The organism is Pseudoalteromonas sp. MMG006, assembly GCF_018101025.1.
In the GTDB taxonomy this organism is placed as follows: domain Bacteria; phylum Pseudomonadota; class Gammaproteobacteria; order Enterobacterales; family Alteromonadaceae; genus Pseudoalteromonas.
On record NZ_JAGJEJ010000038.1, the window covers coordinates 1 to 13,443 of the forward strand.

Below are 13,443 nucleotides of genomic sequence, written 5' to 3' on the forward strand. Positions count from 1 at the left end.
TGGTTTGCTTACCTCGCTAAGCGTTGCCTGCTCTGCCGTCTCAGTGGGGTCGCATTATAGGGAGATCCGAAAACAGATCAACCCTTTTTTGAAGAAAACCTTAAATAAATGACTGTTCGCTGAGTATTTGAGCTAAATACGCTAAAAACACAACATAACTAGCACTTTTTTAACATTTTAGGTGTGTTAATTGGTTTATATAGAGAGTTTATTGAAACAGCTTTATATAGAAACTTGCGCCCCACACGATCATAACGATCAACAATGAAAGTGTTACAGCTGCAGATCCCATATCTTTTGCCCGGCCTGATAGCACATGACGCTCAGTACTAACGCGATCTGTTAATGCTTCGATTGCTGAATTAAGTAGTTCTACAATTAATATGATCAGTAATGTACTTACTAATAATGCCCAATGTAATACTGATGTAGCTAACCAAAATGACATAGGCAGCAACACTACACTAAGTACAAGCTCTTGCCTAAAGGCTGCTTCTTCTTTGAAGGCTGCTTTAAAGCCAAGGTAAGAACAATACGTTGCTTTAAAAACTCGCTTTAGGCCAAGACCATTTGGCTTGAATACATCTTTCATTTGTTAGCTCTGTTAATAATAGTCAAAAGAAAGCCCCGCTTAGCGAGGCTTTTAAAATTTATATTTACGCTACACCGTATTGATCACGATATGCTTTAACAGATGCTAAATGTTCATCCATTGTGCCTTGGCTTTCAAGGTAACTGATTAGATCTGCCAATTTTACAATTGAGATCACTTTAGTATCAAAGTCACGTTCAACCTCTTGTATAGCTGAAAGCTCTGCTTTACCTTTTTCTTGGCGATCGAGTGCTATTAATACGCCACTTAAGTCTGCGCCATTATCTGCGATGATTTCCATTGATTCACGAATAGCAGTACCCGCGGTGATCACATCATCCACCAGCATAATTTTGCCATTTAATGGCGAACCTACTAACGTACCACCTTCACCATGTGCTTTTTTCTCTTTGCGGTTAAAACAGTAAGGCACATCTTTGTCATAATGATCAGCCAACGCAACCGCAGTTGTTGTTGCAATTGGAATACCTTTATAAGCAGGACCAAATAAAACATCGTAATCTATTGCTGCATCTTCCAAAGCAGCAGCATAAAAGCGCCCTAAACGCGCTAAGTCACGACCCGTATTAAAAAGACCTGCATTAAAGAAGTACGGACTAGTACGGCCTGATTTAAGGGTAAACTCACCAAACTTCAGTACCTGCTTTTCAAGAGCAAATTCAATAAACTCTTTTTGATAATCTTTCATTGGGTTACTCGCTTATGCTAACGCTTGTTTTTGTACGTCGATGATCTCACGGATTGAATGCTTGGCTAACGTAAGTAGCTCATCTAACTCGTCGAACGAGAATGGTTCGCCCTCTGCGGTACCTTGTATTTCAATAATTTTACCTGTTTCGGTTAAAATTACGTTCATGTCAGTCTCAGCGGCAGAGTCTTCAATATACTCTAAATCACTAATTGCTTGGCCGTTGTAGATACCAACCGAAATAGCAGCAATCATATGTTTAAGAGGATTTGAATTGATCATCCCTTTTGCACGCATATGGGTAAGCGCGTCAACTAAAGCAACACATGCACCACTGATAGATGCCGTACGCGTTCCGCCGTCGGCTTGGATCACGTCACAGTCTATAGTAATCGTGTTTTCGCCAAGCGCTTTTAAGTCTACAGCAGCTCTTAATGCACGCGCAATTAAGCGTTGAATTTCCATTGTACGACCGCCCTGTTTACCACGTGCCGCTTCGCGAGCATTACGAGTATGCGTTGCGCGAGGTAACATGCCATATTCAGCATTAACCCAACCCTTGCCTTGACCTTTCATAAAACGAGGAACACCCGCTTCAACAGTTGCAGTACAAAGTACTTTGGTGTTACCAAACTCTACTAGTACTGAGCCTTCAGCATGTAAAGTGTAATTACGTGTAAATGTAACAGGTCTAATTTGGTTAGGTGTTCTTTCGCTTGGACGCATGGACGATCCCCTTTATTCTGAATTTGCGACATTATAAGTGCATGTGGAGGTAGATGCCATGCTGATTGTAAAATATTCAGCCTAATAAATTTTCCCTAGAGGTTAAGTGGTGTTACGGTATAATCACTGCAATATTGAATTTACAAATTTTAGGAACCTATCCATGATCCACAGTATGACTGCTTATGCACGTCACGAAGTAAAAGGCGACTGGGGCACGGGCACTTGGGAAGTACGCTCAGTGAACCAGCGCTACCTTGAAACATTTATTCGCGCACCAGAGCAATTTCGTGGCATGGAGCCAGTGATTCGCGAACGATTACGTAAGCATCTACAACGCGGTAAAGTTGAAGTGTTTTTAAAATTTGTGGCAAACCCAGCCCATGTTGGCGAGCTTTCAATTAATGAATCACTCGCTGAGCAATTAATAAATAGTGCTAAATGGGTGCAGCAACAAAGTAATGGCGACATTAACCCTGTTGATATATTGCGTTGGCCTGGTGTTATGGAAGCACAAGAAATAGATTTAGATACTGTAAATAAAGCGCTTATTACAGGATTTGACCAAGTAATAGAAGATTTTAAATCTGCTCGTGGTGATGAAGGTGCAAATTTAGAAGAAATGATTGCAACTCGCCTGGATGCAATACTTGAGCAAGTTGATTTAGTAGAAACTCATATGCCAGAGATTGCAAAATGGCAGCGTGAAAAACTTAACCAAAAGCTTGAAGACTTAAAAACAGACATTGACGAATCTCGCCTTGAACAAGAGCTTATTTACCTTGCTCAAAAACAAGATGTTGCCGAAGAACTAGACCGCTTAAAATCGCACGTTAAAGAAACACGAAAAATTCTTAAAAAAGGCGGAGCATGTGGCCGCCGTTTAGATTTTATGATGCAAGAATTTAACCGTGAAGCAAACACCTTAGCCTCTAAGTCAATTAATAGCGATATTACTAATGCGGCTGTGGAGCTAAAAGTACTCATTGAGCAAATGCGAGAGCAGATTCAAAATATTGAATAATGCTATTTCAATTTTGTGACTCACTTGAGCACAATTAGCTAAATAAAGTACAATAGTGTCATTAAAGGCTTGGGTTATTTTTGTAACTCAAGCCTGTTTATTTTTAAGTAGAGAAAAACATGGCTCAAACTCGCGGAAACTTATTTATCTTATCTGCGCCTTCTGGTGCGGGTAAATCTAGCTTAATTAATGCATTACTAAAAAAACACGCAGATATGAAAGTATCGGTATCGCATACCACTCGTGACCCTCGTCCAGGTGAAGAAAACGCGGTCCACTATCACTTTGTAAGCGCCGATGAATTTAAAGCGTTAATTGCCAAAGATGATTTTTATGAGTGGGCTCAAGTGTTTGATAACTACTACGGCACATCAAAGCAAGCAATTGAATCGCAGCTAGATGCAGGTATTGATGTATTTTTAGATATTGATTGGCAAGGCGCGCAACAGGTTCGTAAGATTATGCCAAGCGTACAGACCATTTTTATTTTACCGCCTTCAAAAGAAGAACTTGAGCAGCGTTTAAATAATCGCGGACAAGACTCAGCTGAGGTAATTGCTGGGCGAATGGCACAAGCACAATCAGAAACCTCGCATTATAACGAATACGACTTTGTAATCGTAAATGATGATTTTGATACTGCTCTGAGTGATATAGAAACTATTGTGATGGCTCAGCGTTTAACGTTAAAAGCGCAGCAAAACCGCCATCAAAACTTACTAAGCAGCTTACTTAAATAACTAAGCGGCGTTTAAATCAGTATTAGATATGTAAAACTGATAAAAATTAACCACTGGCTATTGGCGAAACTTGCTCCTTGGAGTAAACTACGCCTTTGCTTTTAAAATATTTTGGAGTGCTGAGATGGCTCGCGTAACAGTTGAAGATGCAGTAGATGCAGTTGGTAATCGTTTTGACTTAATTTTAGTTGCGGCTCGTCGTGCCCGCCAAATTGCTGTTGGTGGTAAAGATCCACTAGTAGATCCTGAAAACGATAAACCAACGGTAGTTGCTTTACGTGAAATTGAATTAGGTTTAGTTGATAGTTCATCAATGGACGTAATTGACCGTGAAGAACAACAACACCAAGAAGCAGCTGAATTAGCTGCTGTTGCTGCCATTGTTGGTGGCAACCAGTAATCGACCTCCCGGTCTGATTTAGCCAACGGCGCAGTATTTCTACTATACCCGTTGGCAATCCTCTCTTTTCATCGTATATTCTTAACTTACCGTTACCTAATTTGCTTCACGAGAACATTGGAGTGTGAATGTATCTTTTTGAAGGTCTTAAAAAGAAAATCTCAGAATACTTGCCCGCTGCTGATGTAGAGCTGGTTCAAAAATCTTACGTGGTAGCCCGAGAGGCCCATGAAGGACAAACTCGCTCGAGCGGCGAACCTTACATTACTCATCCCGTAGAAGTAAGCCAAATTCTTGCAGGAATGCACCTAGATCATGAAACGCTCATGGCCGCGCTGATGCATGATGTAATTGAAGATACTGATTTTAGCCAACAAGATTTAGCTGAAATTTTTGGTGAAACAGTGGCCGAACTCGTTGAAGGTGTAAGTAAGCTCGATAAGCTTAGCTTTAAAGATAAAAAAGAATTCCAAGCTGAAAACTACCGTAAAATGATTATGGCTATGACCCAAGATATTAGGGTTATATTAATCAAACTTGCTGATAGAACACATAATATGCGTACATTGGGCGCCCTACGCCCTGATAAGCGTCGACGCATAGCACGCGAAACGCTCGAGATTTACGCACCAATAGCAAACCGTTTAGGTATTCACGATATTAAAAATGAGCTTGAAGATTTAGGTTTTCAGGCTTTATACCCTATGAGACACCGTGCGCTTAAATCAGAAGTTGCTAAAGCGCGTGGCAATCGTAAAGAAGTTATTTCTAATATTCAAAGCGAAATAGAAGCACGTCTTGAAGAGTCGGGAATTAAAGCCACCGTATCAGGACGTGAAAAGCACCTATATAGTATTTATAAAAAAATGCTTAATAAAGAGCTGCTATTTAACGAAGTTATGGATATTTACGCGTTCAGAATTGCCGTTGATTCTATGGATACGTGTTATCGCGTGTTAGGTGTTGCACATAACCTTTATAAGCCAATTGAAACGCGCTTTAAAGATTATATTGCGGTGCCAAAAACAAATGGCTATCAGTCTTTACATACTTCTTTAGTTGGCCCGCACGGAATACCTGTTGAGATTCAAATTCGTACCCACGATATGGATCATATGGCTGATAAAGGGGTTGCTGCACATTGGATGTATAAAAAAGCAGGTGATGGTGCTGGAAATACAGCTCAGCAACGCGCTCGTCAATGGATGCAAAGTTTATTAGAACTACAGCAAAGCGCTGGCTCATCATTCGAATTTGTTGAAAACGTAAAAACGGAGTTATTCCCAGAAGAAATTTACGTGTTTACGCCTGATGGTCGCATAGTAGAGCTACCAATGGGCGCTACTGCTGTTGATTTTGCTTATGCGGTACATACTGATGTAGGTAATACGTGTGTAGGTGCACGCGTTAACCGTAAGCCACACCCATTAAGTAAACCGCTTGATACTGGACAAACCATAGAGATAATAACAAGCTCAGGCGCCCACCCTAATGCGACTTGGTTAAACTTTATTGTTACTGGTAAAGCTCGGTTGGGCGTTCGTAATTACCTAAGAAGCCAACACCACGAAGAAGCGATGCTTTTAGGTCGCCGTTTACTCGATTCTGCGTTAGGCGAAAACAAGCTCGATAGTATTGCCGATGAAAACATTGCCAGAGTACTTGAAGAACATGAGCTATCTACAGTACTTGAGTTACTTGTTGAAATTGGCTCTGGCAATTTAATGAGCGTATTAATCGCTAAACGTTTATTGCAAAACGACAATGACGATCTAACAGATATAACTAACCAAACCAAAGCGACCATTATTGGTACAGAAGGCATGTTAGTAAATTACTCTAAATGTTGTCGTCCTGTACCAGGGGATGCTATTACAGCACATATTAGCCAAGGTAAAGGTCTTACAGTTCACCGTCAAGAATGTAAAAACATTCGCGGCTGGGAAAGTGAGCGCTCTAAGTACTTAGTTGTAAAATGGGACGATAACCCAGAAAAAGAATACATTGCAGCTCTAAGAGTTGAAATTATTAATCATCAAGGGGCATTAGCTAAATTAACCAATGTCGTCGCTACAACCCAAGCCAACATTGTAGAAATTGCCACTGATGAAAAAGAAAGTAATTTATACGTGATAGATCTAGGAGTCACCGTTAAAAACCGTGTCCATGTTGCCAACATTATGCGCCGCATTCGCGTTATGCCTGATGTGCAAAAAGTCTATCGTAAAAAGTAAAATAGGAAAAACATGAACAAAGCATTTATCTCTACCGACAAAGCACCTGCAGCAATTGGTACATATAGCCAAGCAGTGAAAGTTGGCACTGCTGTTTACTTATCAGGTCAGATCCCATTAGTGCCTGAGACTATGGAAATGATCTCAGAAGATTTTAGTGAACAAACACATCAAGTATTCAAAAATATTACTGCAGTATGTGAAGAAGCTGGCGGAAAAATTCAAGATTTGGTAAAAATTAATATCTACCTTACTGATTTATCAAATTTTGCTACAGTTAATGAAGTAATGAGTCAGTACTTTAAACAGCCTTACCCTGCACGCGCAGCATTAGGTGTTAGAGCGTTACCAAAAGGTGCGCAAGTTGAGATAGATGGCATTATGGAGTTGCCTTCTACTAACTAAGCTTGACAGGCTATGGATCTGCTCCATAGCCTTATTCCTGTCTTTAAACTTCGGTTTCTCTCATTTCTTGACTCAAATACTATTTTCTAGCACTCTGTAATTGTTTTATAAAAAATTTAACTTAAGTAGTAGAAAAGGATCAACTAGTGTTTAAGCTCGCTCAAAACGGCAATGTTTTACTCGATATAGGAGCACTCGTACCTCCTAGTGCTGCATTTATTATTGAGGCTCTCGAAAAGTCGACTTTTTGCGACTGTAAAATCGAGCATGACTCAATTAACAATTTTTTTAAAAATGAAAGCACTGATAAAACACTTGTAGTTGCAACCAAGCATAATGCCATTTTAAATGTCACTATTAGCGATGATAAAATGCAAGCTATAGGCGAGCTTACACTTGCTCAGGGCGGTAAATTATTAAGTTTAGAAGAGGCAAAAAAACAACTCATAAAAGCTGGTATTGTTCGTGGATATAAGCAAGCTTTTTTAGAACAGTTATTGCAAAAGCAATTTGATAACGAAGCCGGAACATTAGTCAAAGGTATTTTAGCCAAAGGTAGGCTCCCAAGTGACGGTTTAGCAACTAAGCTCATAACCACAGTAGAAACTCTAAAAGATCGCTTAAAAGCACCAAAGCTAAAAGAAGATGGCAGTGTTGATATGCGTGACTTTGGTAAGCTGGCGAGTGTGGAGCCCGGCTCTGTACTTATTCGCCAACAACCAGCGACTCCAGGTAAAGAAGGTTTTACAGTACTAGGCGATATCCTCCCAGCTAAAGCGGGGGATAGCAAACAGTTGGTCGCCGGTGAAGGCACTGAAATATCAAAAGTTAATCCGCTAGAACTGGTATCTACTATTGCGGGTGTACCTGTTGAAATTAATAATGGTATGCGCGTAGATGATATTTTTACCATATCAGATGTCACTGTTAAAAGCGGTCATATTGATTTTGAAGGCAGTGTCATTGTTACTCGCAATATAGAGCCTGGGATGAAAGTAAGCGCTAAAGGCGACATCACTATTTTTGGCACAGTGGAATCAGGCGAGCTTACTGCTGGCGGTAACATTACTGTTAAGCAAGGTATTATTGGCCATCAAAAAGCTGATGATAAAACGCTTTCTTGTAAGTTAATTGCCCAGGGTGATATTCATGTGTCTCACTCACAATATTGCTACTTAGAGGCTCACAATATTTTTATTGAACGCCAAACAAGCCACTGCGTAATGAAAGCAAAACGGTTGTTGCAGGTTGGCCAATCTGATGCCCCTAAAGGTAAAATATTTGGTGGTGAAATACTTGATGCCACAACATTAATCGCCGGTGAGATTGGTAATGAGTCAGGTGCTAAAATGACTATTAACTTGGCGGCATCGGGAGCAGAGATTACAGCTAACACAGACAATTGCTTTAGAGACTTAGCTAAAACAGATGAGCAGCTAGATACACTTCAAGCCGCTCTAGAAAAAACAGACTTAGTAAAAGATGCAGAAAAAAAGAAACTGTTAATTACTAAAATTGGCGCAACTCAGCAACATTATTGCCAACAAGCAGAGCAACTAGAAAAACGCCTATCAGCATTAGATCATGACCTGCACGACCTGTTGAGCGATGCCAACCTAGCTGTGAACTTAGTGTTACACTCGGGGGTAGAAATTCATATTTTTGATAAAGTACTCAAAACTACGCGCAACTACCCACCATGTAATGTAAAACTTATAAATAATAAAATTGAAGTAGAATTTAAAACGCATTAAGTAATGAGTGCTCACAAAGCACTCATTATATTTTACAGCAAACCAACGACTGCATCATGTGTATGCTGCGGCCACACACCAACTTGTACTTGTCCTATATGTTGTTTTTGAAGCAATAACATAGCTAAACGCGACTGCCCTATTCCACCACCTATAGTTTGTGGGAACTCGCCTTGTAAAAGCGCTTTATGCCAATCAAATTCTAAACGCTCTTCATCATTAGTTATGCTCAGTTGCGCCTTTAATACTTCTGGGCTTACGCGTATTCCCATAGATGATATTTCGAAGGCATCCTCTAACACAGGGTTCCACACTAAAATATCGCCATTTAACCCGTTGTAACCATCAATTGTTTCGGTTGACCAATCATCGTAGTCAGGCGCTCTTACATCATGGATTTTTCCATCAGCCAATGCACCACCAATACCAATTAAAAATACCGCACCATACTCTTGCGCAATCGCTTTCTCTCGTTGCTTAGCGCTAAAGTCAGGATACATTTTACGTAAATCTTCACTATGTACAAACGTTATATCACTTGGTAAAAATGGGGCTATAGCAAAGTTTTCACTTACAAACTGCTCTGTTTGCTTTAAGCCTTTATATATGGCTTTTACTGTACCTTGTAATGTAGAGAGCGTACGTTCACTACGTTGGCAAATTACTTTTTCCCAATCCCACTGATCAACATATACAGAATGGATAGGGCTCAGTGAATCTTCATCTGGGCGCAGCGCTTTCATCTGTGTATAAATACCTTCACCTACAGAAAAGCCATAAGTAGCTAGCGTTTTACGTTTCCATTTAGCTAGCGAGTGCACAACTTCATAGCTGCTATCACTTATCGCTTTAACATTTACAGCAACTGCATTTTCGTGGCCGCTAAGGTTATCTTGTGTGCCGTCCCCCACTTTAGCCAAAATAGGGGCTTGTACTTCAATTAGCCCTAATTGCTGCTCTAATTGCTGCGAGAAAAACTGCTTAACTTTGCTTATTTGCTGCTGTTGCTGCACATAGTGTGAACTCATAATAATTGGCCTCATTCCCAGTTATTGTTACTTGCTTATTTATGAAAAGCACCTCACTGGCGCCTTTAATGAGGTTACTGTAACGATTTAAACTTTTAATTCAATAACCCACAATAAAAATAGCTTTATCTTATTAAATCAATTAATTTAAGGCCTATTAAAATGAGAATTCACTAATTTAAGTGAGATAATATAATGAATAATTATTTAATCGATAATCTCGATAAACAGATACTTCACGCATTAATGGCAAATGCCCGTACAGCCTATGCGGAATTAGCAAAAAAATTCAACGTTAGTGCGGGTACGATTCACGTGCGAATAGAAAAAATGAAGCAAGCAGGCATAATCACCGGAACCCAATTAACGATTGATACTAAACAGCTTGGTTACGATGTATGTTGTTTTATAGGTATTAACTTAAGTAACGCACGCGATTACCCACAAACACTTATTAAATTAGAAGCTCTAGAGGAAGTAGTAGAAGCTTATTACACCACGGGCAACTACAGTATATTTATAAAAGTAATGACGAAATCAATTGATCATCTGCAAGATGTGTTGATTAATAAAATACAAGCAATAGAGGCAATTCAATCAACAGAAACCCTAATTTCTCTGCAAAACCCAATTAGCCGTACGGTAATGCCTTAAGCGCAAAAATCTCGTATAATTGCCAAAAAAAGAGGATAACCATGCAGCAAACTCGCTATCAAAGAATTGAGGGTGTACTTTCACGCCGTCAAACAGACTTAACCGTATGTTTAGAAGACGTACATAAACACCACAATTTATCTGCTATTGTGCGAAGCGCCGACGCTGTTGGTTGCCACCATGTTCATGCTGTGTGGCCAGAAAACCAAAAATGGTTAACTAACAATACCTCTGGTGGCAGCAAAAATTGGCTAGATACGCACCTTCACAAAAATATTGATGATGCTGTTGCTTTAATGCGTGAGCATAACCCTGATGTACAAATACTAGCAACTCACCTTAGTGAAGATGCCGTCAATTACACAGAAATCGACTACACAAAACCAACAGCAATTATTGTAGGTCAAGAAAAAACAGGGATTTCTGAGCATGCGTTAAAGCATGCAGATCAAAATATTATTATTCCAATGCAAGGTATGGTGCAGTCACTTAATGTATCCGTTGCTGCAGCACTTATTTTATTTGAAGCACAAAACCAACGACAAAAAGCCGGTATGTATAACCGTAATATGTTAAGTGATGAAATTAAGCACCCTATGTATTTTGAAGGCTACCACCCTGTTATTGCCAAACAATGCAGAATGAAAAAGTTGCCTTACCCGCCACTTGATGAAAATGGTGAGATAATTGCGAGTGAACAATTTTGGCAAGCGTTAAAACATACTTGATGGACTAAGGCTCTGTAAGTACACTTAACTCACTCACATATAATAAGATTAGATCAAACTTGTCTAAACCTAGCTTAAACCAATACCCAATTACAGAACTCAAAGGGGTCGGCCCAAAAATGGCTGAGCGTTTGTTAAAGCTAAGCATTATTACAGTACAAGACATGCTATTCCACCTTCCTCTTAGATACGAAGACAGAACTCGCCTTTACGCCATTAATGAGCTTGCACTACACAGTCATGTAAGTGTCGAAGCAACCATTGAAACTAGCCAAATAACATTTGGAAAAAGGCGTATGCTAGTTGTTCAAATAAACGATGGTACAGGTAGACTAACATTACGTTTTTTTAATTTTACCGCAGCGCAAAAAAACGCATTTAGTGCCGGTAAAATAATACGTTGTTTTGGTGAAATACGCCGCGGGCGTGTTGGCTTTGAAATGAGTCATCCAGAATATAGTATTAGTGATACACCTGATGAGCAACCTACCGCTACGACGCTTACCCCTGTATATTCAACAACAGAGGGGTTAAAGCAATTATCAATTAGGGCTCTAAGTGATCAGGCTATTAATTTACTCAACAAATATTCAGTAGATGAACTACTACCTGTAAAGTGGCAGCCATCAAGTATGGCATTAAGTGACGCTTTATTATTACTGCATCGCCCACCAAATGATGTTGATGTAACTGCACTTGAGCAAGGTACTCACCCTGCCCAGCAACGTCTCGTATTTGAAGAATTACTTGCGCAAAACCTCAGTTTATTAAAAGTACGCGAACAAGGGCAACAAGTTAAAGCCGTAGCTTTAAATCCAGTAAACACTCTAGAAAGCCAATTTTTAGAACAACTTCCTTTTGCACCAACCAATGCACAAAGCCGTGTAGTGGCTGAAATCAAAGGTGATATGCAACACGCTCACCCCATGATGCGTCTAGTGCAAGGCGATGTAGGTTCAGGCAAAACACTAGTAGCAGCACTTAGTGCATTAACAGCTATAGCTCAAGGGTTTCAAGTTGCTTTAATGGCACCAACAGAAATTCTGTCAGAACAACATGGTGTTAATTTTACGGCTTGGTTTAATCAACTAGGTATAACAGTTGCTTGGCTTGGCGGTAAAACAAAGGGTAAAGAGCGCGTAGAAACACTTGAAAAAATAGCCTCTGGTGAAGCCCAAATGATTGTAGGTACTCACGCTTTATTTCAAGACGAAGTTAAATTTAATAACTTAGTGCTTATAATCATTGATGAACAACATCGCTTTGGTGTGCATCAGCGCCTATCTCTTCGCGAAAAAGGCAAGTTTGGTGATTGCTACCCTCATCAATTAGTCATGACAGCAACGCCTATTCCACGGACGCTTGCCATGACCGCTTATGCTGATTTAGAAACCTCTGTGATAGATGAGTTACCACCTGGGCGTACGCCCATAACCACAGTAGCACTTCCCGATACTCGCAGAGACGATATAATAGCGCGCGTTAGGTTGGCTTGTAATGAACAAGGCAGACAAGTTTACTGGGTTTGTACACTTATTGGCGAATCTGAAGCTCTCCAATGTCAAGCTGCAGAAGATAGCGCTCTGCAATTAAAAGAGGCACTCCCTGAATTAAATGTAGGTTTAGTGCACGGGCGTATGAAATCAGCAGAAAAACAGGCCATTATGAGTGAATTTAAAGCGGGTAATATCCACGTTTTAGTCGCTACCACGGTTATTGAAGTCGGCGTAGATGTACCAAACGCTAGCTTAATTATAATAGAAAACCCTGAGCGCTTGGGTTTAGCACAGTTACACCAATTACGTGGTCGAGTAGGTCGTGGTGCCACAGCATCGCACTGCGTCCTTTTATATCACGCCCCTCTATCTCATACTGCGCAAAAGCGCTTAGGTGTATTAAGAGATAGTAACGACGGATTTGTCATCGCAGAGCGCGATTTAGAGATACGCGGCCCAGGTGAAGTACTTGGCACTAAACAAACAGGCTTAGCAGAATTTAAAATAGCAGATTTAACACGAGATAAACAAACACTAAACCAAGTTAGACCTATCGCTCAACAAATGCTCAAACAGCACCCTAATTTAGTAGAGCCTCTCATTCAACGTTGGTTAGGCAATAAATCAAACTACGCACAAGCATAACCCGCCATACACATTCCGGCATTACTCTACACAATATATAATTTACTAAATGTAGAAGCTCACCTCTTGGCTGGAGGTACTTGGGAGCTAATTAATAAAAAAGTTAATTACTCACTTTCCTTCAAGCATAAAAAGCTCGACGCTTTCAAGTTAGGTTTGTCTTACTTGACGCAGCTGTAGGGTGTCATAATGCTCACCGTGTTGGGAAGCCAAATAGCAAATGCTACACTATCGTTGTATCCAGAGTCGTTACGCTCGCCAGTCCTACGTGATAGGGGCTTGATGAGTGTCTATCAATTACGCGTATC

Annotated in this window: 13 protein-coding genes; 9 read left to right on the top strand and 4 right to left on the bottom strand. The window is 40.2% G+C overall.

The annotated features are described in order from the left end of the window. Positions 1-208: 208 nt before the first annotated feature. The 3 genes from J8L73_RS18965 to rph form a co-directional block, all read right to left on the bottom strand. Complete coding sequence (locus J8L73_RS18965; RefSeq protein WP_211019415.1) at positions 209-592, bottom strand: diacylglycerol kinase; 384 nt, start codon at positions 590-592, stop codon at positions 209-211. A 64-nt stretch (positions 593-656) separates the two neighbouring features. Then, entirely contained in the window at positions 657-1,301 is a 645-nt protein-coding gene (pyrE, locus tag J8L73_RS18970; protein ID WP_211019417.1) for an orotate phosphoribosyltransferase, read from the bottom strand. Between the two features lie 12 nt (positions 1,302-1,313). After that, positions 1,314-2,027, bottom strand: a complete 714-nt coding sequence (gene rph / locus J8L73_RS18975) for a ribonuclease PH (protein WP_104641824.1) — start codon at positions 2,025-2,027, stop codon at positions 1,314-1,316. Positions 2,028-2,190: 163 nt separating this feature from the next. Between rph and J8L73_RS18980 the strand changes: the two genes are divergently transcribed. From J8L73_RS18980 to J8L73_RS19005, 6 genes are all read left to right on the top strand, one after another. After that, the gene (locus J8L73_RS18980; protein ID WP_211001770.1) at positions 2,191-3,051 is read left to right on the top strand and encodes a YicC/YloC family endoribonuclease; all 861 of its coding nucleotides are present in this window, start codon (positions 2,191-2,193) and stop codon (positions 3,049-3,051) included. Positions 3,052-3,170: 119 nt separating this feature from the next. Next, the gene (gene gmk, locus J8L73_RS18985; RefSeq protein WP_211019419.1) at positions 3,171-3,791 is read left to right on the top strand and encodes a guanylate kinase; all 621 of its coding nucleotides are present in this window, start codon (positions 3,171-3,173) and stop codon (positions 3,789-3,791) included. Between the two features lie 124 nt (positions 3,792-3,915). Beyond that, the gene (gene rpoZ, locus J8L73_RS18990; RefSeq protein WP_058548747.1) at positions 3,916-4,191 is read left to right on the top strand and encodes a DNA-directed RNA polymerase subunit omega; all 276 of its coding nucleotides are present in this window, start codon (positions 3,916-3,918) and stop codon (positions 4,189-4,191) included. A 128-nt stretch (positions 4,192-4,319) separates the two neighbouring features. Next, positions 4,320-6,425, top strand: coding sequence for a bifunctional GTP diphosphokinase/guanosine-3',5'-bis pyrophosphate 3'-pyrophosphohydrolase (gene spoT / locus J8L73_RS18995; protein ID WP_211019420.1), 2,106 nt, complete (start codon positions 4,320-4,322; stop codon positions 6,423-6,425). A 12-nt stretch (positions 6,426-6,437) separates the two neighbouring features. After that, positions 6,438-6,830, top strand: coding sequence for a RidA family protein (locus J8L73_RS19000; protein WP_024600049.1), 393 nt, complete (start codon positions 6,438-6,440; stop codon positions 6,828-6,830). Positions 6,831-6,976: 146 nt separating this feature from the next. Beyond that, the gene (locus J8L73_RS19005; RefSeq protein WP_211019421.1) at positions 6,977-8,584 is read left to right on the top strand and encodes a FapA family protein; all 1,608 of its coding nucleotides are present in this window, start codon (positions 6,977-6,979) and stop codon (positions 8,582-8,584) included. Positions 8,585-8,616: 32 nt separating this feature from the next. Here J8L73_RS19005 and asnA read toward each other — a convergent pair whose 3' ends face one another. Continuing rightward, on the bottom strand, positions 8,617-9,612 hold the full coding sequence (asnA, locus tag J8L73_RS19010; RefSeq protein WP_211019424.1) for an aspartate--ammonia ligase: 996 nt from the start codon (positions 9,610-9,612) through the stop codon (positions 8,617-8,619). A 195-nt stretch (positions 9,613-9,807) separates the two neighbouring features. Here asnA and asnC point away from each other — a divergent pair, with 195 nt between their 5' ends. From asnC to recG, 3 genes are read left to right on the top strand one after another with little or no spacing between them, the layout of a single operon-like run. Then, positions 9,808-10,266, top strand: a complete 459-nt coding sequence (gene asnC / locus J8L73_RS19015) for a transcriptional regulator AsnC (protein WP_138683883.1) — start codon at positions 9,808-9,810, stop codon at positions 10,264-10,266. Between the two features lie 41 nt (positions 10,267-10,307). Then, the gene (gene trmH, locus J8L73_RS19020) at positions 10,308-10,994 is read left to right on the top strand and encodes a tRNA (guanosine(18)-2'-O)-methyltransferase TrmH (RefSeq protein WP_058548752.1); all 687 of its coding nucleotides are present in this window, start codon (positions 10,308-10,310) and stop codon (positions 10,992-10,994) included. A 59-nt stretch (positions 10,995-11,053) separates the two neighbouring features. After that, a complete protein-coding gene (recG, locus tag J8L73_RS19025; RefSeq protein WP_211019426.1) occupies positions 11,054-13,135 on the top strand; it encodes an ATP-dependent DNA helicase RecG in 2,082 nt (693 codons plus the stop codon). Positions 13,136-13,443: the final 308 nt, after the last annotated feature.

Coding starts and splice junctions, on each gene's coding strand:
- J8L73_RS18965 (WP_211019415.1), bottom strand. CDS start 592: ATGAAAGATGTATTCAAGCCAAATGGTCTTGGCCTAAAGCGAGTTTTT.
- pyrE (WP_211019417.1), bottom strand. CDS start 1,301: ATGAAAGATTATCAAAAAGAGTTTATTGAATTTGCTCTTGAAAAGCAG.
- rph (WP_104641824.1), bottom strand. CDS start 2,027: ATGCGTCCAAGCGAAAGAACACCTAACCAAATTAGACCTGTTACATTT.
- J8L73_RS18980 (WP_211001770.1), top strand. CDS start 2,191: ATGATCCACAGTATGACTGCTTATGCACGTCACGAAGTAAAAGGCGAC.
- gmk (WP_211019419.1), top strand. CDS start 3,171: ATGGCTCAAACTCGCGGAAACTTATTTATCTTATCTGCGCCTTCTGGT.
- rpoZ (WP_058548747.1), top strand. CDS start 3,916: ATGGCTCGCGTAACAGTTGAAGATGCAGTAGATGCAGTTGGTAATCGT.
- spoT (WP_211019420.1), top strand. CDS start 4,320: ATGTATCTTTTTGAAGGTCTTAAAAAGAAAATCTCAGAATACTTGCCC.
- J8L73_RS19000 (WP_024600049.1), top strand. CDS start 6,438: ATGAACAAAGCATTTATCTCTACCGACAAAGCACCTGCAGCAATTGGT.
- asnA (WP_211019424.1), bottom strand. CDS start 9,612: ATGAGTTCACACTATGTGCAGCAACAGCAGCAAATAAGCAAAGTTAAG.
- asnC (WP_138683883.1), top strand. CDS start 9,808: ATGAATAATTATTTAATCGATAATCTCGATAAACAGATACTTCACGCA.
- trmH (WP_058548752.1), top strand. CDS start 10,308: ATGCAGCAAACTCGCTATCAAAGAATTGAGGGTGTACTTTCACGCCGT.